This is a genomic window from Peribacillus sp. TH27 (assembly GCF_016650915.1).
Classification (GTDB): Bacteria; Bacillota; Bacilli; order Bacillales; family DSM-1321; genus Peribacillus; species Peribacillus butanolivorans.
The window spans coordinates 5,392,846-5,413,888 of the sequence record NZ_JAEKEV010000002.1 but is presented as its reverse complement, the minus strand read 5'-3'; the positions used below and the strand labels follow the sequence as shown (position 1 = coordinate 5,413,888).

Genomic DNA, 21,043 nt, shown 5'->3' with positions numbered 1-21,043 from the left:
CATCCCCAAATTCTTACTTCTAAATTTTCCCCAAATATATAATAAATAATAAACAAATTTGGTTATTGAATAATAAAATTTTAAAGGATAAAACGTTTTCAGATGTTATATTAACATGTTTTTGTCGAAATATCCAAAGGTTAAAACACTTTATTCACCCTTTTTGAAACTATTTTTCTGCTTAATTCGTCATATTACGCCTTTAACAGACTTTATTGCTCATTTAAGTCCTTTTTCGCTAAAAAAAGATTTTTGTATTTTTGCATTTTGATTATTACCAGGTATATTTTACCATACCAAAAACCCTTTAAAATCAGTCAAACTGCCAAGCTGTTAAACTCAGATTCCCATATTGGAAAGTCCGGTGTAACAGCTTTGGCTTTTTGTTGTCATCCCCTGATCCCATGGCGATGACTAATGGAATAAAATGCTCTTTTGTAGGTACAGCATCTTTACTATAAGGAGCCATTTGCTCATAGTTAACCAAAGTCTCCATATCCCAATTCATGATCCTTTCTTCTACCCATTCCTCAAAACTGATTGCCCATCCCTCTGCCACATGCATATCTTCCTGAATATGGTTAAAGTTATGGACAATTCCACCGCTCCCGATAATAAGGACATTACTTTTCTTAAGATCCCCCAATACTTTGCCGATCTCATATTGCTTCGCAAATGGAAGATAGGGACTAATAGACAATGATACGATAGGGATATCGGCTTCAGGGTACATAATATGCAAAAGTCCCCATGCCCCGTGATCGAGCGGACGCCTATCATCTAGTTCCCCTAATACCCCTATTTTTGACAATAGGGTTAATATTTTATCGGATAACTCTAGACATCCCGAAGCGGGATATGTCACCTGATATATTTCTTCAGGAAAACCGGCAAAATCATAAATAACTTCATGTTTACTGACTGCTGAAATCAACTGCTCCTTACTTTCCCAATGTGCTGACAGGATAACGATTGCAGTTGGTTTATTCATAACTTTCATATATTCCTTTAAAAAAGAAGTGTAGCTGTTCTTTTCCAATGCTAATAGAGGTGTTCCATGTGATAAAAACAATGATGGCATCATAGAAACGATATATCCTTTCCCATGTAATCTCTTATCCCTATACCTTAATTTACTATATATAAACACTGAGTTCATCATTTAAATTGTATTTTAGGAGTTGTCTCATCAATCGTATCAAAGGTATACCCTTCTCTTTTTAGGTTTTCTATAATATCCGGCAATGCTTTTACCGTATTTTTCATACTATTGATATCATGTAATAAGATATTAACATGCTTTTGATCTTTCAATCCTCTTTTCACAGAGGTAATGATTTGTTGCTCACTTATCGACGGACTGATGCCATCTGTTGAATCGATGTTCCAATCAAAGTAAATATAACCTTTTTCTGATAATTGTTGAAGGATTCCATTAATGATTGGTCTAGTTGTAACCTGATGTCTAAGATGATTATTTGAACCACCCGGTATACGTACAATACGGCTCTTTACCCCATACTCTTTTTCAAGCATGGTTTCAAGCCTATTCAGATCTTGAAAAAAACTTTCCGTTGACCGATAAACAATAGAATAATCATGTGTATAGGAATGGAGGGCGATTTCATGACCCCGGGAAATCATTTCTTTATAGCATTGTTTTGCGTAAGGTTCTTCATTACCTTTTACAAAAAAGGTAGCTTTAACATGATATCGATCTAATATATCTAAAATATCCATCGTATTCGTAGACGGTCCATCATCGAATGTCAAATATGCAATTTTCTGATCTTCTTTACTTTTTACAAGCGGTGTTATTTCTTCCGGAATTGTTGCGTGTACTAGAACTGGCGGTTCACCTGTCATAACCAAGATAATGAAAGCACCCATTATGAAAAGATATAGTCGAAATAGACTCCTCATATAGTTGTATCCCCTTCCTTTTGACCATTAAGGTGTACTAATTCAGGGGTTTCATGCGCAATAAGACAGCGGTAAAAAATACCGCTGTCTCCTCACTGCTTATCGATCGACATTAAAGTAACGCGCTTCAGGATGAGCAAATACAATAGCTGAAACAGAAGCCTCTGGTTCCATCATGAATCCTTCAGTCAATTCTACTCCAATATCCTGCGGTTGTAACAAACGGAATAGCTTTTCTTGGTCTTCCAGATTTGGACAAGCTGGATAACCAAATGAAAACCTTTGACCGGTATACTTGGCTGCGAACCGCTCTTTCATTGACATTTCTATAGGATCGCTTATACCCAGGTCATCTCTCATCAATTGGTGGATTCTTTCTGCAAATCCTTCTGCAGTTTCAAGAGCCAGTGATTGAAGAGCATGGTTTTTCAAGAAATCACCTTCAAGTTTTAGTTGTTCTGCCCATTTTCTGATACCTCTACCAGCTGTAACGAGGAAGAAACCAACATAATCCATTTCCCCGGAAGAAACCGGCTTCGCAAAATCCGCCAAACAAAGGTGTGGACTTGTATCTTGTCTAGGAAAATCAAAAGTTTCCAATACTTCCTGATGATTATCCGGATTATAAATGAATAACTGGTCTCCATCACTTTGAGCAGGGAAAAATTGATAAATAGCATTTAACCCGTAGTCTGGTTCTGCCTTTAAGAATTCAATCAGCTCATCAACCAAATCATTCAGTTGAATTGCTTTTTCATTCCCTTGCTTCACCAGCTCAGCAACTTTACCTTTTAATCCTAAATGATGACCAATTAACATTTGCCTATTAATATATGGTTGGATGACATCTAATGGATAATTTTTCAAAACATGTCTTTTGATGTCATGCGGTTTTTGAACCGGGACATTGCTTAACGGAGCTGCTGGTGTTTGCTTGCGAACTGGTTTTTCCATGGTTGCTGCAATTGCCGCATTGGCTTTCGATTTTTCCCGTTTTGCAACTAACTCCTCTAAGTAGACAACCTTTTTGTTGGAATCATGTAAAATATTCGTGACAGCTAATCCATCCATAGCATCTTTGGAATATAAAACAGGACCGCCATATTCTGGTGAAATTTTGAAATCAGTGAATTTACGGGATAATGCTGCTCCCCCCACTAATATTGGAGTATCAATCCCTGCCTGTTTTAAATCCTGGGCAGTTAAAACCATTTGCTGTGCTGATTTTACAAGTAATCCAGACAGGCCTATGATAGTAGGCTCATGTTTTCGGACCTCTTCAATAATTTGTTGTGGTGCGACTTTAATTCCAAGGTCAATGACTTCATAGCCATTATTGGAAAGAATGATATCCACTAGGTTTTTACCAATATCATGTACGTCACCCTTGACAGTCGCTAAAAGGATCTTACCTTTCTTAGCACTATCTTCAGCATTTTCCATGAGTGGTTCAAGATGTGAGACAGCAGCCTTCATCGCCTCGGCACTTTGAAGTACTTCCGCGACAATGAGCTGATTATCATTAAATAACCTACCCACTTCACTCATCCCATCCATCAATGGTCCATTGATGATTTCTAATGGAGCGTCCCCACGCTCGATTGCTTTATTTAAATCTTCAATTAAGCCTTCTTTCGTTCCCTCAATAATATAGTTACCTAAACGTTCGTTTAACGGAAGGATAACACCATTATCTTTCTTCTCCGCTTTTTTTCCACGATAAAATTCAGTGAAGATAGCTAATGTTTCTGTGGAGGTATTAAACAGGAGTGCTTCGGCCAGTTTCACTTCCTCTTCCGGTATCAAAGCAAAACGTTCAAGTTTTTCCGTATTCACAATTGCGTAGTCAAGACCAGCCTTTGTACAGTGATATAAGAAAACGGCATTTAGAATTTCCCTTCCGCGTGATGGGAGGCCGAATGACACATTTGAAATTCCAAGAATCGTTAAGCATTCTGGAAATTTCTCTTTGATTGCCTTAATTCCTTTAACCGTTTCTAAAGCAGAGCCTATATATTGCTCATCTCCCGTACCTACAGGGAAAACAAGCGGATCAAAAATGAGGTCGCTTTCGTTTAGGCCATATTTATTTACTAGCAAGTCCACAGAGCGGGTAGCCACTTCAATTTTCCGTTCAGCATCAACGGCCATTCCAATCTCGTCAATTGTTCCTACCACAACGGCAGCACCGTATTGATGAACGAGTGGAACAATTTTTTCAAAGCGCTCTTCACCATCTTCAAGGTTGATAGAATTAATAATTGACTTTCCTTGAGAATGCTTTAAAGCCTGTTCAAGAACGGCTTCATCTGTAGTATCAATGACTAATGGTACTTTCACTTTTTTGACAACTTCTTCGACGAATTCCTTCATATCACCTAACTCATCACCATCAGGATCAGCAAGACAAATATCAATGACATGGGCGCCTTTCTTCACCTGAGCACGAGCAATTTCGGCAGCTGGCTCATAATGCTTCCCACGAATTAACTCCTTGAATTTACGAGATCCGATGACGTTCGTTCTCTCACCGACGAACAAGGGACGCATTGAATCATCATAAATAAGTGGCTCAATTCCTGATACGGCATGACCATGTGCTGATTCCTTCATTTCACGGGGCTGTACGCCTTCTAGAACCTTAGAAAGCTCTTTAATATGTTCTGGTGTTGTTCCACAGCAGCCCCCAATGATATTGACCCAGCCTTTTTCTGCAAATTGCTTCATTTTCTCTGCAAGGGAAGTCGGGGATTCATGATAATGACCTTCTTCATCAGGTAGGCCTGCATTCGGATAACAGCTAATGGCGCTGTTTGATATATCTGCAAGCGTCCGAATATGGTCTATCATGAACTCTGGTCCTGTCGCACAGTTCAAACCAACAGCCACAGGCTTCATATGTTCAACTGATAAATAGAACGCTTCAATGGACTGACCGGCTAGGGTCGTACCCATCGGTTCGATTGTCCCCGAAATGATGACAGGCACTTCTTTCCCTGTTTTAGCAAAGGCCGCTTTTATTCCAGAAAAGGCAGCCTTAACATTAAGCATATCCTGACAGGTTTCCACTAACAACAGGTCCACACCACCGTCTAATAGACCGAGTGCCTGTTCTTCATAAGAATCGGTTAAAATATCAAATGTGGTTCCTCCTGTAACAGAAAGTGTTTTTGTTGTTGGTCCCATTGAACCAGCAACATATCTTGGCCATTTATCATTTGAATATTTTTCACAAGCTTTCACGGCAAGTTCAGCTGAAATTTTATTAAGCTTATAAGCAATCGTACTTATTTGGTATTCCTCAAGAACGATGCTCGTGGCTCCGAAGGTATTTGTCTCAATAATATCGGCACCTGCTGCTAAGTATTTTTCATGGATGGTTTGGATGATTTCAGGTTGCGTCAGTGATAAATATTCATTACATCCCTCGAATTGTTCTCCCCCAAAGTCCTTTGCTGTTAAATTCTCAGCTTGTAGCATGGTTCCCATTGCACCATCAAGAAGGAGAATCTTAGACTTTAACTGTTCTTGAATCGCTTTTTTATTCATGTACTGCCACCTCTGATGTATGTTTACTATCGACTTCTCTAATATATTTTGTAAGTTCCGCAGTCATTTCATAGCGAAGGAATGGTGTAATTAAATAAATCCCCTTGAATTTTTCTCTTGCGGCGTCCACCAGTTCTCTGGCGATATTCACACCTTCCATTCTTGACTTTATCGGGTCATCCCCAGCTAAAGCCATAGCCCGCCTTACATTATCAGGTAATTTAATACCCGGTATTTCGTTATGGATAAATTCCGCATTTCGTGTGCTCGTTAACGGCATAATTCCGACGAAAATCGGAGTATCTATATGTTTTGTCGCTTCATAAACCTCTTCAATCTGATCAACTGAATAAATTGGTTGGGTCAAAAAGGACTGAGCACCGCAAGCAATCTTCTTTTCCATCCGCTGAACGGCCTTATTCAAATATTTCACATTTGGGTTAAAGGCAGCCGCAATTTTAAAATTTGCCCGTTGACCAAGACTTTGACCGGAATAGGAAAGACCTTCATTAAATTGTTTTACCATACTAATTAAGTCAAATGACGATAAATCATAGACTGAAGTTGCACCTGGGAAGTCCCCTATTTTTGAAGGATCACCAGTGATAATCAGAATCTCGTTCAACCCCACCGTTTGAAGCCCCATTAAATGTGATTGAAGGCCAATTAAGTTCCTATCACGGCACGTAATATGCACCATTGGATTTACATCTAATTGGTTTTTCAACAAATTGGCCAGCGCCTCATTAGATATCCTCGGCGAAGCAAGTGAATTATCAGCTAATGTAATCGAATCAACACCCGCATTTTTCAATGCCTCCGCACCAGCCATAAAACCTTCAATTCCTAATTTTTTCGGCGGATCAAGTTCAACAAGAATCGTTCTTTCAGTTTTGGCCTGCTCATGCAGGGGTAGTTCCAGTTCTCTATGATTCACTTCAATTATTTCGATTTCACGTGCTTTCGTCATTTTTTCTTCTACTGGAACTAAACTCCCAATCGCATTTTTCACAGATTGAATATGAAGTGGTGTTGTTCCACAACACCCACCGATTATCGTGGCACCCTGCTCACGAAGCTCAAGGGCACTTGAGCCAAAATATTCAGGCACTGCTTTATAAACTAGTCTTCCATCCACGTAATCCGGTAGGCTAGCATTTGGATAGATAGCGATAGCCGCATGCTTTGGCAAAGTCACTTCTTCCAAGGCGCGAATCATATGATGTGGACCTAGACGGCAATTCACACCAACAACATCAGCACCCAATTGCTCGAGTTTTTGAAATGCTTCATTTAAATGGATCCCATTTTGAAGATTACCTAATTCATGCATCGATACATTTGCAATAATTGGCAATTCCGTTTCTTTTTTAGCAATTTGCAACACGGTTTCAAGTTCTTCCAGATCATAAAATGTTTCAAGGAGAATCCCATCAGGATTTTCTATAAGCAGACTATATAGCTGCTCACGAAAACCTCGCTTAATTTCTTCCATGCTTAAATCCGATTTACGGATACTTCGCTGAGCCCCTATAGTACCAAATACAAATGCATTGCCTTTTGCAGCTTTTTTAGCAAGGATAACTCCCTGTCGGTTAATTCGGCTTACTTCATCTTCAAGACCATGCCTTTTCAATTTATTAAAGTTGGCTCCGTAAGTATTCGATTGTAGAATATCAGCACCTGCTTCTAAATAGGCACGATGAATGGATTCAATTTGATCAGGATTAGTGCAGTTTAATTCCTCATAACATTGATCGATTCCATATGAGTATAATAATGTTCCCATTGCTCCTTCTCCAACCAGCATTCTTTCTTTCAATTCTTTACGAAAATCCATATGTACACCCTCTCTCAAAAACAATTCTGTTTTTGTCGTTTTCTATGAGTATGAGAGAAAAGAAAAAAAACCTTCTCAAAGAAGAAGGTTTTTTGAAACATTCTCCTCATCTATCAAGCTCTGCTTGCTGGATTTAGCACCTTTGCCTAAGCTGGTTGCTGAGGTTTCCTCGGGCCAGTCCCTCCACCTCTCTCGATAAGATCCATTATAAAGTTTTCTTAACATTTCAAAATTTGTTTATATTTAATTTACATTAATAATCTGTCAATTTCAATAGTTTGATAGTCATTTTTTTCTTTTCTACTAAGATCATACATCCTTCAAAGTTTAAACTCTCTTTAATATCCTTTGTTTCCAGTCCTCCGCTAACGAATCTACAGAAAGTAGAGCATGAGCTCCATCCTGTCCGTCTCGATTATGCAGGATCACTTCAGTTGCATAATATACAGAGATGTTTTCTTGAAGTCGATCTAATAAAACAATTTCATCTTGTTTTTTAATAACTCCTTCTTGAATGACCTTTGCAAAATAACCAGTAAAACTTGTTTTCATCACTGATGTCAAAAACTTAGGTTCTTGGTTAAAATGAGAAATAGTCGAGCAAGGAATTCGTCCTTGGGTGATCTGAACAATTGTCCCACCTATTTGATAGATATCACCGATATACGTTTGAGTTTCCATCATCCCAGCTACTGTTAAATTCTCACCAAAAGCAGGGATATCAAGCTGTTTAGAGAATTTTTCATTCCAAAATGAGTAATGCTCAAAAGGATAAATGCACAATGCACGGTCAGGGCCTCCATGGAACTTTAGATTCCCTACTCCGTCTCCAACTATTCCTGATTTTGTTACGGTCACATTATCCAAAGTTTTTTTATCCATAGCTGATAAAATCTTAACATTCGAAAACATTTCCTGTTTAGGCTTTCCGGCTTGAAGGGACACGATTTTTCCATTTTCCAATTAACATCTTCCAATCCTATTTACTTTATATCATCCTTATATGAATACATTATACTAAAAATTCATTTTATTCTGCATCTATTTTAATTACTTTACTATTTCAGAGAAGATAAAAACGTCTACTTCCGGGAGAAATGGTGGAAAATTACTGATTTTCAGAAAAATCGTACTATAGTTTCGGTAATTTGGTTGCTATTTCAGAATTAAATATGGTAGAATATGAACACAATATATAGTCGAAAAACAAAATTGGTCGCCTATATGTTGATTTCACGATTAATTTCCTCTTTGTCGCTCTTCAGGGAGCGAATTTTTTTGCCTTCTTCAAATCCACTACTCAATCCCTACAATAAAGATCAGCCATATATCGCCTTACTGAATGACACTATCATCTTCAGAATAATATTTTGCTCTGCTCAGAATCACTCCATTAAAACACATCAGCCTAAAACACTACCTTTTCTTTTTAAATTCTCAGCTTCTTCTCTGTCAAAAAGAACCATTTCGTTTTTCTTACTAAAAAAACCAAGGGTTTTAATTCACATTCTTCCTCTACCGCATAGATTAGTCCTACAAATATCTCCACGGGCAACCCAATTATCTATACAAAACACAAACTTTATTAATATGTATTCCGTTTAAACTCTTCAGCTATGTGTACCTCTTTAACCACTGTATTCACTTTGTTCCCCTTCTGAAAAAACAAAAAGAAGCTGAGAGACATTGGTTCGTCTTCCACTCAGCTTCTTTTTTTACGCTTGTTTCTTTTTTTTCGGTGCCGCTTTTTTCCGGGTCGTCGTTTTTTCCCCTTCCAGTTTATCAGGTTTCGTTCGATCAATGGATGCTTGTAAAGCTTCCATTAAATCGGTAACATTGTTGGACACTGTTACTTTTGTTTTGGCTGTAATCGTCTTCTGTCCTGTCTTCTTTGATTCAATCAGCTCAAGTAACGCCGTTCGATAATCATCATTGTATTTTGTCGGATCGAAAGTCGTCGTTAATTGATCTATTAATAAAATTGCCGTATCAATTTCTTTTTTTACAATTGTATCATTTGCAGGGATATTCGGAACATCTGCTGCGGAGCGTACTTCATCTGGATAATGAATCGTTTCCATCAACAAGGTGTTATCTACAACCCTTATAACCGCCATTTGTTCCTTTGAACGGATGATGATTTTTGCTAACCCAACTTTATTCGATTCCTTGAGTGCTTGCCGCAATAGGGAATAGGCTTTTATGCCACCATCATTTGGAGACATAAAATAACTACGGTTAAAATATATCGGATCTATTTCTTCAATTTTAACAAAATCCATGATTTCCACTGATTTTTCTTCATTTTGTTTTTTAAGTTCTTCTAGCTCATTGTCTTCTAATACAACAAACTTTCCTTTTGTATATTCAAAAGCACGAACAATGTCTTCCTTGCCTACTTCCTTCTGGCAGACCGGACAAACTTTTTCGTATTTAATTGGTGAGTGGCATTCCTTATGCAACGTTCGCAAGGATATGTCCTTATCTTCCGTTGCGGCATGAAGTTTTATCGGAATGTTCACCAAACCGAAAGAAATGCTTCCCTTCCAAATGGTATGCATATTCATCACCTCATAACTTTTTATAAATAGAAGTACAGGCTTATTATTCCCTCTTGTCTAAAATAATTCGAAAAAACATTTGCCAACTCTAACACCTCATTATTTTGGCAAAAATAATGTCAATCACTTATTGCGGAGGTACAAATAAAATGAAACCGATGCTGCCAACATATTACCCCGAAGCCCCGAAATCCACGGATTGGCGTTATGAAGTCAAATATGACGGTTTTCGTGCCATTTTAACAATAGATGCCCATACGGTAAAAATTACGAGTCGAAACGGGAAGGAATTATCTTCCCTTTTCCCAGAAATCAGTACATTTATTAATGACCTAGATCTTAAAAGTTTTCTACCACTGCAGTTAGATGGTGAATTAGTCTGGCTCACAAATGAAGCAAAAGCAGACTTTTTTGAGGTACAATGGCGTGGCCGCCTACGGAAACAATCCCTGATTTCTGAAAAAGCTAATTTTACCCCATGCCGGTTTATCGTGTTTGACCTGCTTAGGATCAACGGAAATGACCTTACCACTAATTCAATGTCAGAACGAAGGAAAATGATTAAAAACCTTGGAGAAATACTTGAATTGCCTATGCCTCCTAATCCAAATGATAAGGCTTTAATTCAATTGATTGAGAGTTATGTCGATTTAGATAAGGCAATAAATAAAGTCATCCTCTTAGATGGAGAAGGGATAGTCGCCAAGGAAATTCAAAGTACTTGGCAAGAAGGAAAACGTTCCACTTCCTGGATCAAAGTGAAAAATTGGAGGGCTGTTTCCTGCTTCATCACAGCTTTGAATAAAGAAAACGGATATGTTTCCCTCGCAGTATATAAAGGGAATGAAATCACGAAAATTGGTAGTGTCAAAAATGGGCTTAGCGCTCATGATAAAAGTATCTTACACGAACTGATAAAACAAAATGCTTCAGAAGAAGACGAACAATTCTTTTATATACATCCGTCCATTTGTATTGAAGTTCAATTTTTACATGTATACGAGGAAAATGAATTACGTGAACCTCAGTTTTCACAATGGCTTTTACAGACATCCCCCAATGAATGTACTTGGGAAAAATTCGTAATCAGCCAATTTACATTTCCAGATTCAATACAAATATCTTCCCGGGATAAACCACTTTGGATAATCGATGACAAACAGGTGATAAAAGTTGAATACCTTCAATATTTACGAGAGGTTTCTGCATTTTTCTTACCCTTTTTAAAGGATAAACTGCTAACAACGATTCGTTATCCCCATGGATCTATGGACAATGAAAAATTTTTCCAAAAAAACAAACCAGATTATGCGCCTGCATCTATTAAAACGTTCTGGGATGAGGATATTGAGTATATGTTGTGTAATGATATTGAAACATTGCTGTGGTTTGGCAACCAACTTGCACTAGAGTTTCATACTCCATTTCAGAAAGCGGGAAAAGTAAAACCTGATGAAATCGTCCTGGATTTAGATCCACCCTCGATTGAATTTTTTTCTTTAGCAATTAAAGCTGCACTTGAAATAAAGAAGGTAATGGATTCTTTAAATATCAAAGCATTTGTAAAAACTTCCGGAAACAAAGGACTGCAAATTCATATTCCACTACCGGAAGACATCTTTTCCTATCAAGAAACACGTATGTTCACCGATTTTCTCGGTCATTACTTAATAAGCTCTTACCCAGATGATTTTACAATGGAACGATTGAAGAAAAATCGGCAAAATCGACTCTACCTTGACTTTGTACAGCATAGTGAAGGGAAAACCATTATTGTCCCTTATTCCCCGCGCGGTAATCCGTTTGCTGGTGTTGCTACACCATTATATTGGGAAGAAGTGGGCGAAAGACTTCAGCTCAAAGACTTTACGATTGAAACCGTACCAAATAGAATTAAAAGATTGGGGTGTGCCTTTAAGGATTACAGACATGTCAATAATGGCCCTGCTTTTCTTGAGGTTTTGTCCTTTCTCAAACAAAAAAAGACCAACTCATAGTTGGTCTCGTACTTTATAGCGTAGTTTTTAAATAGCTTTGTACTTCTGCCTGCAACTTAGCATACAGACTTGTTTCCGCGTCATAGTCATGTTTTTCAAGTAGTTCAAACTTTTCCGGCTGATTTAAGTCAATTTCAATCAACGCCTTATATTCATAGGTTGCGTTCCCGATTAAATCAATCGAATATTTTTTGCTTTCTTTATCATAATGCACAACACATTTAACTTTCCCGCCATTATTATAAACGGAAATTTCACTTTCTAATGAGTTTAGTCCAACAGAACATGTAATCAGACTAGAAGCCGACATCGCTGTTCCGCAGGCATTTGTGAATCCTACGCCTCGTTCAAATGTCCGGACATAAATACTACCTGGCTCCAGCTCTTTCACAAAACTGACATTGACACCATCAGGGAACAGCTCGTTCGACTGATTGACCTTTATTGAAAGTTCTGCCTGCAATTCACTTTGCAGCACATCACTATCGACCAAAGTAATTAAATGCGGATTAGGAACTGCCAATGCCGAAAATAAAAGGGAATCATGTAGCTCCGGCAATGGTTCATTTTGCAATTGTTCCTTTTCAACGATAAGCGGAAGGTCCTTTACCTTAAAACTAACTGGGGAAATTTCCACCTTGAAAGTTGGAATCCCTTTATAGATATCTTCCGTTTTTTCAACGAGTAAATTTGCTTTCATCGTCTCCACAATCATTTTATCAAGCCCTAGAACGTCATATGCATAACGAGCCACACAACGAAGTCCATTACCACACATTGATGCTTCCGACCCATCCGCATTAAAGACACGCATTCTTGCATCTGCATGTTCACTTTTCATTACAAATAAAATACCATCCGCTCCGAGCTTTTCCCTATTACAAAGAGTCTGGGCTAAATTTTTGCGTTCTTCTTCAGTAAACGTCAAGGTTGTTGTTAATTCATCAATGATTAAAAAATCATTGCCTGATCCATGGCTTTTTAAACCTTCAATAATCATCCTGTCACTTCCTCAATTTGCTACTTTTATATATCATTATTTTAATATCTTTTATCATAGCATTTTCAGAACAGATGTGTCATTGCGAAATTTACAATAAATCGAAATTTCCTTCAGGAGTTTTTTTCATCTCACCTATTAAAGGCACAGAGTGTAAGCAACATTATAGTCCACTCCATTTTAGTTACTATATGCAATAAAGAGCGGCTAGAATAAGAAGTTTCTTATTCCAACCGCTCTTCCAAAATGTCAACCAATCATTCCGATAATAAAATAGACGATAAACAATCCCGCACTCACATACATCGGAGTTGAGACCTCTTTTGCTTTTCCAGTTACCAGTTTCAAGAACGGGTAAAGGATAAAACCAAAAGCCATTCCATCTGCAATACTGTAAGTAAATGGAATGATTGTGATAATTAAGATTGCCGGTATGCTTTCGGTAAAGTCGCTAAAATCTAGCTTTTTAATATTTTCTAGCATCAGAATGCCAATAATAATTAATATTGGAGCAATGGCACTGTCTGGGATCACTTTAATTACCGGTATAAATAATAGGGAAAGAATGAATAACAGGCCTGTCACTACTGATGTCAAACCAGTTCTGCCTCCTGATGCGATTCCAGCTGCTGTTTCGACAGTTGCAACCGTAGGACTAGAACCGAAGATACCTGAAAGAAGAACGGAAACACTTGTAGCTTGCAGTGACTTTTTATAAGCTTCAGGACGGTTGATACTTTGTACATGTCCGTGTACAAGACCAATATTTTCAAAGACAAGAACCATTGTCATAGCAAAGACGCTTATCCAGAATTCAATTCTGCCTGCCTCAATGAACGATAATGAAAAGAAGAGATCACTATAGGAGGCTGTGTCTAAACCTGAAAATTGGATATCCGAGAGTTGAACTGTACCAAACCAGTAAGCAATAAGACTACCTGCTATGATGGTAATCATAAAATTACCTGGAACATTCTTGATAAATAACGTGATGGCCAGTAAAAATGTCAGCACCGTCGAAAGCACAGCTGGATCACCTAAATCTCCAAGGGCAACAATTGACGACGAACCGCCTGTTATAATCCCGCCCTTTTCGAGACCGATTAGCATCAAAAATAAACCTAGACCCACAGAGATGGCATCTTTTATCGAACTTGGGATTGAATCACTAATTAATTTCGAGTATTTTGTAAAAGCGATGACTACAAAAATAAACCCCGAGATAAAAACAGCACCAAGTGCCGATTGCCAAGACAGACCCATTCCTTGAACCATTGTATATGCAAAAAGGGCATTGACACCCATGCCTGGAACGATAAGGATTGGAACATTTGCCCAAAGCCCTATCATGATACAGCTTAAAGCTGATAGAAGAATTGTGGCAATTACTGCACCATTAATCGGTATGCCCGCCTCTGATAAAATCAGAGAATTCACGACGAGAATATACACTATCGTAAAATAGCCGACAACTCCGGCGAGGATTTCACGTTTTCCATTCGTTTCATATTTGGAAAAATGAAAAAACGCTTCCAAGTTTTTTTTATTCATGTTGTATCCTTACTAAATTTATCCCTCACCCACCCGTTTGTATCTGTGACAAACTACACTTGGTGATTTTAACAAAAAAACTGATAAAAATAAATAGCATTTCTCAAACTTAAAAAAACTGTCGGAAATAATTCCGACAGTTTTTTCAACGAACCAATTGTTTTTATTGGTTTTCTTCTACCGCATAACCATCAACAACCAATTCTAATTTACCTGTATCCGGCGAAATAATCAGTCCATGTACAGGAATATTCTTTGGAATTAAAGGATGGCCTTTGATTACTTCCACGCTTTTTTTAACACTTTCATATACATCATCAAATCCGCGAAGCCAACTACGGATATCTATTCCCGCAGCTCCAAGTGTATCAATGGTACTTTTCGGAATATCACGATCAATCATCTTTTCAACTACAGAATCAGCATCAACTGATGCCATTCCACAGTCATGATGAGGTATAACAAAAACTTCATCTGCTTTTAGCTCATAAATAGCTACAAGAATACTCCGCATGACGCTTCCAAATGGATGGGAGACGATTGCGCCAGCAGTTTTCAATATTTTCACATCGCCATTTTTGACATTCATAGATTTTGGCAATAACTCGACAAGCCGAGTATCCATACAACTGATAATAACCATACGTTTCTCAGGGTACTTATCAGTTGTGTACTTAACATATTCACCTTCTTCTACAAACTGTTCATTAAATTCAAGAATTTCATTAAGTAAACTCATAATTACCACCCTTTTTTCTATGTATTTCACTTTTATTATATCAAATATTTCGAAGATTGGTTAAAAAGATATTTTAGTCAATTAGAGCGATGGTTTAGAGTAGCTGCACAAAACCCAAATATGATGATCTTTGGACTTTCTTCAACGTTAGATGAAAAGGTAAGAATAGGTGTATTTGTCTTAAATCTTTTCCCCCACTCTAAGGGCATCCACCCTTCTTGGTACGAAACAACCTTTTCTCCTTCTTTTGTCTTAATCTCAAAAGAAGTTAAACTTCCCGATGTTTGAACAGGCATCCATTCTGTCCCGTCAAACTTATAAATCATTCCATTAATTTTCACGAGTGACTTATTTTCTTGATAAAACCCAATAACCCCACCTTGATGATCCAAAATCGTAACCTTATTAAAAAGGCCTCTTTTAATATAGTACTTAGCAAGTAAATGCCCCTCATGGTCGACCAATTCATATCGCTTAGGCAATAGCATCGATAAGAAATTCGGAACCATCCACATGAACCACTTCATATTTAAATCTCGAATTTCGCCCAAAAGAGACCCATTAGGCGCAAATAGGAGTAGCCGTAAAGTTGGAGCAGGCATAAAAGTCAGTAGTACATGTTTAGTTTGTAATAAACCTGTATTCGTTTCAATTAGTTCGATAGGCAATTCCTTTATTCTATTTTCATAAATCCGATGACTTACAAATTGGGCAATACTTAAAAAAATAAATGGAGCCGTTATCAATAAAATGTTACCAGGAATTATTGTAAAAGCATGACAAATAAAAAAAACAATGGCCAATACAAGAGAGATCCAAGATGCATGAAAATTTGAATTGCTCGTTTTTTGATAATATTCGCGAATATTCATATCCTGCTCCTTACTCCTTATATAGAAGAATCACCGTCTGAATTGACAATTATCGGCAAGGTGTCAAGCAGCCTGTCACTCATTTCTCTTAAAGGTTATTGAAGGAAATATTATAATACTTTATTCGCTTTAATGTGACCTATTCCCTTTTTTAATAATAAGGCAATTATCGAACTAAACACAGCGTCGTAATTATTTTTCCTAACAAAGTAAATATTCCCAGATGATAAAAAGGGACTCGTGTATAACGAACCCCTTTTTACATTCTATAAAATTCTAAAAATTAGTGGAAAGCGATAGTCTGTTCCTTCATAAGCCCTGACTGCAGCAATGATAGTAAATACGATTAAAGCTATTCCGATAACCGGCAATAGTAAGAATCCAATCAGTACCAGTGACAGAATCCCTGCAACAATCGAATATACGGTGTAGGAAATAAAAAAGTTCAGATATTCCCTTCCGTGATAATCTACAAATTGTGACGAGTCCTTCTTAAGTAGCCAAATGACCAAAGGACCGACAAAAGCTGTAAAAAAGCTGATGACATATATAAGGGCAGCAAACACTCTTTCATCTTTAGTAGGCATAGTGTCTTCTCCTCCTCTCTCATATGAATAATTACGAATCAAATAACAAATAGTTTCATTTTCCTTTCATTATATTCGAAAAAAGTTGAAGAGGACTATCTTTTCCTTCACAAATCTTGTTGGGAATTTAATTTCCAAAAAATCTGAACATTTCCATCCTTCTTGTGCATACAGATAAAATAAAGGATTGTCCTAAAACACCTAGACTGGGGTGATGTTTTTTTGCTAAATCAATTTCAAGCCTTTATCCTTGGAATCATTCAAGGCTTGACTGAGTTTTTACCTATTTCAAGTACAGGACATTTATATTTAGGGCGGCATTTATTCCATCTTGACGAGGCAGGCATTTTTCTAGATACCATGCTTCATATCGGAACCTTGCTTGCCTTATTAGTTGTCTACAAGGATGACATTATTTTCTTACTGAAAAACCCTTTCTCCAAAATGACGCTGCTCTTGATTGCAGGAACATTCCCTGCTGTGGTTGCCGGTCTTTTACTAGGCGATTGGTTTGACGGCCTATCAAAAACAGGAGTGACAATCGGCTGGGAATTTTTAGTCACCGGACTGATTTTATGGTTAGCAGACGGGGTAAGAAAAGGGAGCAAATCGCTGAATGAAATTTCCATAAAAGATGCCCTTATTATCGGGACATTTCAAGCCGCTGCCATCATGCCTGCCCTATCACGTTCTGGATTGACCATCGCCGCTGGACTTTTCTGCAAGCTTGACAGAGCCACTGCCGCCTATTTTTCCTTTTTGTTATCGATTCCTGCAATTACAGGGGGCATCGTATTTCAGATGAAACCCATTTTTACAGGAGATGTTGAACGGCTTCCAATCACAGCCCTTTTTGTCGGTACCCTGGCCGCAGCAATCTTTGGCTATATCGCCGTTGTGTGGATGATTGATTTTTTAAAGAAGCGTTCACTGAAAATATTTTCTATTTATGTTTGGGCACTCGGTACGATCATTTTATTCATGCAAATTACAGGGAAATTTTAATAAAAACAAAAAGCATTTCTCAAAAAAATAGGGAATAAAATCAATTTTTCTAAAGAAAAAAGCACGCGTTTGCCTTCCAATTTTAACCTTCATAAAAAAGTTGAAATTTGACGAAAAAAAAAGGCAAAAAACCTATTCCCAAACCGTTTTTTTTTAGTATTATACCTTCGTAAGGTTCTTTAGATTTATATATTTTCAGACAATAAAAATAGGGAAGGCAAATGGTGCGCCACCGGTTTCCGGTTCTAGTGGGTTCGATTCCCACCCCGAAATTTTTTGACGAACGACTTAAAAAATTTCGAGGGTGGGCAGCGACTACGCATAAGAACTGCCCTCAAACGGAGGGACGGAAATGTTAAAAAAGAGAGATTTTACAGATTGTTTTTCTCTTTATGAACAAATGACGCATCCAGATGTCTTCCCTTTCGTGCGCCATAAAGTAGATTCATATGAAGAATATGTATTCGTTACTAAGCAAACGATCGAGGCCGAAGAAACTGGTGAACTCATTTCACGAACAATTTTAGATGAATGGGAAAACCCCATCGGTTGTATTTCTTTATACGATATTGAAAATGGTGCAGGTTTCCTTGGCACGTGGCTTGGCAAACCCTATCATGGTAAAGGATATAATGCCATCGCAAAAGATGCTTTCTTTAAAGAGCTTTTTTTCGAGCTCGGTATGGAAACAGTCTTCATGCGTATTCGCAAAAAAAATATCCGCTCTTTGAAAGCCGCTGAAAAGCTCCCCTATGCCGTCAATGCTAACGGAACAAGAAAGTCCCTTTATGATCAAATTAATCATGGTGAAGATATCTTTGATTTGTATGAAATTCCTAAAGATTTATACACCTTTCACATCCTTAGACAGAACGATGATGACGAACAGCAGTTACTTGAAGCATAAAAGAAATAACGCAAGTTAATATCCTTGGATAAGATAGGTTACTTATTATTCATATAAGATAGGAGCTTCCTAAATTGGAACGCTCCTTTTTCAATTTTTACAGGAAGATATAAAAGAATGTTGCAATACCCTATTATTTTTAGGATTATTTTTTTATAATGAATACACTTGACTTATTCACAAATATATTCAAACCGTTTTTGAAAGGAACTAATCATGAAAAAATCATTTACTTTTATCATGCAACTTTTAATGTTGCTTATCCTTTGCAAGCTTGGCTATTATTTATCTGATCACCTTCAATTGCCTATTCCAGGTAATGTAATCGGCATGATTCTTTTATTCATTTTGTTACAGACAAGAATTCTAAAAGTCGAGTGGATTGAACTTACTTCAGGATTTCTGGTGAAGCACCTTGCCTTTTTCTTTATCCCTATTTCTATTAGCTTAATGACCATGGGGTGGCTTTTCATAAAATTTGGTCTGCCGTTAGCACTCACATTGGGCGTCAGTTTAATTTTTGGATTTATCGTTTCAGCCTGGACGGTTCAGAAGTTATCCCATAGAGGAGAGGTTAAACAGCATGACAACGCTCATTACCATTTATAGCATATTAATAACAATCCTTGCCTATTTTATTGGAAGGAAAATATATGCTAAACATCCATCACCCTTTACGACTCCCGTATTTTTTAGTACGGTAACAATTATTCTTGTGCTTCTGTTCAGCGGTTTAGATTTCAATGATTATTCAACAGGTAAAGACATCATTACCTATTTCCTGGGCCCAGCTACCGTTGCCTTGGCCGTACCACTTTATAAAAATAGGACCATAATTGTTAAATATGGAATTCCTGCTATTAGCGGCATGCTTTTAGGGCTTACGGTAACATTAATTCTTGCCTTCGTCATCGCCAATGCCTTTTCTCTTCCACAGTTCATTCTTCAAGGATTAGCGGTTAAGTCAATTACAGTACCAATCGCTGTAGAAATCACCGAACTTTATGGAGGTAACCCTAATGTTTCAGCCGCCTTCGTTATTTTGACCGGAGTATTAGGTACGATGATTGCCCCTAGAATGATGGATAAACTTAACATTACTATGCCATTCGCTCGCGGCATTGCTTATGGTACTATTGCTCATGGTCTCGGTACTGCGCAAGCTACACAGGAAAGTGAATTTACTGGTGCTGTCGCAGGAGCGACCATGGCTATCGCCGGTATCCTTATTTCCTGCTTCTTTCCTCTAATAGATAATTTTTTATAAAATAAAAGAACCGCAACGTCAAGAGACGTTGCGGTTCTTTTGAAACTGCCAGTCCCTGTTTTTTTAATGCTGAACTTAGTTATTAGGCAGTTTTTCATTTTTAAACGGATTGTATTCGAGAGTACCAGCATTGGCAAGGTTAACATTTATGTTAATTTGTTCGAAAGAATTTGCATGCAAATAATCCTTCGGTTCATTAATATTGTTGTTCTTCCAAAATCGCAAGTCTTTTCGGTACAATTTTTGGCCAAGACCAAGTGGATCCCCATTGCGTTTTAAGCCAATTTCAAATGTTTGTTCAATGTCTTTTTTTATATAATCCTGAACAAATTTTTCAAGGTTTTTCAAGCTATCGTTTGTTGATAATTCTAAAATACTCCCCTTAATGTCAACATCTAAGGTGAATTTAGCTTCATTATTTTTCACAATCGGTTTAATTTTTACATGAGGGTGAGTTAACGAAATATAAGTTGTCCCATTCGCTTTTGTGAATTCGATTGGTGTTCTATTCGTTTTCTTTGTAATCCAACGCGATCCTTTCAAGTCTTCAACTGAATACCAATTCATGGATTTTTTATAATAAATCACATAAGCCCCGTCAATTGTAAAGGTCTTCCGCTTTTTTTTATCTTCAGTCCAATCATTGCCACTCCATGAAATAGTTGGGAGTGTTGTTGTGATAGATACATCCCTGTAGGTGGAAATAAAGGTTCTCAATGTAATCGGTTCAATATAGGAAAGGTTTTCATAGATAGGTTTTGGAAAATGCAACTCTGAGTATAAAGGGGTTAAATTAAAAAAACCTTTTATAGAAAACAATTCATCCAAAGGTTTTTTTGTCGCAAAAATATTACTTGAATACCTGATTAAATTAAACCTGAAGGCGGCATCCACTATATCATTAATATTATGCTCTATTGCTTTATCTGTGAGCACAAATGTTGAAACTTGTCCAAGATATAATCGCTGTTGAGCTGTTTGATATAAGTGATTAATGGCTTCTGATATGGATTTCCCACTATGTTTGCCTATATAAACTTTTGTTGGTTCCGAACTTTTAGCTTCAGTTTTGGCAACAGCAGACAAATCAACAAGTTGCACATACACAACATACTTACCGTCTTCATAATCTACTCCTAAAGCAGTTACATAATGGATATCCTGAATGTCTTTATAATCCCAGCAACCTGTTAAAATGAACAAGACCGAAAAGATAAGGAAAAGCTTCGACAAACGTCGTGTCAT

17 protein-coding genes and 1 riboswitch are annotated in these 21,043 nt (G+C 37.4%); of the genes, 5 read left to right on the top strand and 12 right to left on the bottom strand.

The genetic code is table 11. The features are described 5' to 3' along the window. Positions 1–313 precede the first annotated feature (313 nt). The 6 genes from JFU24_RS27520 to ku all read right to left on the bottom strand — a co-directional run bounded on the left by JFU24_RS27520 (position 314) and on the right by ku (position 9,873). Positions 314–1,084 (bottom strand): dioxygenase family protein, encoded by a 771-nt coding sequence (locus JFU24_RS27520; RefSeq protein WP_201250771.1) that lies wholly within the window; start codon positions 1,082–1,084, stop codon positions 314–316. A 74-nt stretch (positions 1,085–1,158) separates the two neighbouring features. Further along, the gene (locus JFU24_RS27515; RefSeq protein WP_201185349.1) at positions 1,159–1,923 is read right to left on the bottom strand and encodes a polysaccharide deacetylase family protein; all 765 of its coding nucleotides are present in this window, start codon (positions 1,921–1,923) and stop codon (positions 1,159–1,161) included. A gap of 99 nt (positions 1,924–2,022) precedes the next feature. Further along, the gene (gene metH, locus JFU24_RS27510; protein WP_201250770.1) at positions 2,023–5,472 is read right to left on the bottom strand and encodes a methionine synthase; all 3,450 of its coding nucleotides are present in this window, start codon (positions 5,470–5,472) and stop codon (positions 2,023–2,025) included. Continuing rightward, the gene (locus JFU24_RS27505) at positions 5,465–7,312 is read right to left on the bottom strand and encodes a bifunctional homocysteine S-methyltransferase/methylenetetrahydrofolate reductase (protein WP_201185353.1); all 1,848 of its coding nucleotides are present in this window, start codon (positions 7,310–7,312) and stop codon (positions 5,465–5,467) included. The genes metH and JFU24_RS27505 overlap by 8 nt, the downstream gene beginning before the upstream one ends. A 103-nt stretch (positions 7,313–7,415) precedes the next feature. Beyond that, positions 7,416–7,514, bottom strand: a riboswitch (SAM riboswitch). A gap of 125 nt (positions 7,515–7,639) precedes the next feature. Next, a complete protein-coding gene (locus tag JFU24_RS27500) occupies positions 7,640–8,275 on the bottom strand; it encodes an MOSC domain-containing protein (protein ID WP_082527396.1) in 636 nt (211 codons plus the stop codon). Between the two features lie 752 nt (positions 8,276–9,027). Continuing rightward, positions 9,028–9,873, bottom strand: a complete 846-nt coding sequence (gene ku / locus JFU24_RS27495; protein ID WP_201250769.1) for a non-homologous end joining protein Ku — start codon at positions 9,871–9,873, stop codon at positions 9,028–9,030. A gap of 149 nt (positions 9,874–10,022) precedes the next feature. Between ku and JFU24_RS27490 the strand changes: the two genes are divergently transcribed. Further along, a complete protein-coding gene (locus tag JFU24_RS27490; protein WP_201185359.1) occupies positions 10,023–11,870 on the top strand; it encodes a DNA ligase D in 1,848 nt (615 codons plus the stop codon). A gap of 13 nt (positions 11,871–11,883) precedes the next feature. Here JFU24_RS27490 and dapF read toward each other — a convergent pair whose 3' ends face one another. The 5 genes from dapF to JFU24_RS27465 form a co-directional block, all read right to left on the bottom strand. Beyond that, positions 11,884–12,870, bottom strand: a complete 987-nt coding sequence (dapF, locus tag JFU24_RS27485; protein WP_201250768.1) for a diaminopimelate epimerase — start codon at positions 12,868–12,870, stop codon at positions 11,884–11,886. A gap of 249 nt (positions 12,871–13,119) precedes the next feature. Then, a complete protein-coding gene (locus JFU24_RS27480) occupies positions 13,120–14,421 on the bottom strand; it encodes an NCS2 family permease (protein ID WP_057219073.1) in 1,302 nt (433 codons plus the stop codon). Between the two features lie 163 nt (positions 14,422–14,584). Then, positions 14,585–15,160, bottom strand: coding sequence for a beta-class carbonic anhydrase (locus JFU24_RS27475; protein WP_053346567.1), 576 nt, complete (start codon positions 15,158–15,160; stop codon positions 14,585–14,587). A gap of 77 nt (positions 15,161–15,237) precedes the next feature. Next, positions 15,238–16,032 carry a hypothetical protein gene (locus JFU24_RS27470; RefSeq protein ID WP_201224013.1) on the bottom strand — a complete coding sequence of 265 codons (795 nt, stop codon included), beginning with the start codon at positions 16,030–16,032 and terminating at the stop codon, positions 15,238–15,240. 266 nt (positions 16,033–16,298) lie between these two features. Next, on the bottom strand, positions 16,299–16,619 hold the full coding sequence (locus JFU24_RS27465; protein ID WP_056520737.1) for a DUF4870 domain-containing protein: 321 nt from the start codon (positions 16,617–16,619) through the stop codon (positions 16,299–16,301). Between the two features lie 222 nt (positions 16,620–16,841). On the opposite strand from JFU24_RS27465, the gene JFU24_RS27460 reads away from it, so the two are divergent. From JFU24_RS27460 to JFU24_RS27445, 4 genes are all read left to right on the top strand, one after another. After that, the gene (locus JFU24_RS27460; protein WP_201250767.1) at positions 16,842–17,624 is read left to right on the top strand and encodes an undecaprenyl-diphosphate phosphatase; all 783 of its coding nucleotides are present in this window, start codon (positions 16,842–16,844) and stop codon (positions 17,622–17,624) included. A 352-nt stretch (positions 17,625–17,976) separates the two neighbouring features. Beyond that, entirely contained in the window at positions 17,977–18,531 is a 555-nt protein-coding gene (locus JFU24_RS27455) for a GNAT family N-acetyltransferase (protein WP_201224009.1), read from the top strand. 216 nt (positions 18,532–18,747) lie between these two features. Beyond that, positions 18,748–19,140, top strand: a complete 393-nt coding sequence (locus JFU24_RS27450; RefSeq protein WP_053346572.1) for a CidA/LrgA family protein — start codon at positions 18,748–18,750, stop codon at positions 19,138–19,140. Beyond that, the gene (locus JFU24_RS27445) at positions 19,115–19,798 is read left to right on the top strand and encodes an LrgB family protein (protein ID WP_201250766.1); all 684 of its coding nucleotides are present in this window, start codon (positions 19,115–19,117) and stop codon (positions 19,796–19,798) included. Before JFU24_RS27450 ends, JFU24_RS27445 begins: the two co-directional genes overlap by 26 nt. 75 nt (positions 19,799–19,873) lie before the next feature. Here the strand turns inward: JFU24_RS27445 and JFU24_RS27440 are convergent, their stop codons facing one another. Next, positions 19,874–21,043: a Ger(x)C family spore germination protein gene (locus tag JFU24_RS27440; RefSeq protein ID WP_201224004.1), complete on the bottom strand. Its 1,170-nt coding sequence runs from the start codon at positions 21,041–21,043 to the stop codon at positions 19,874–19,876.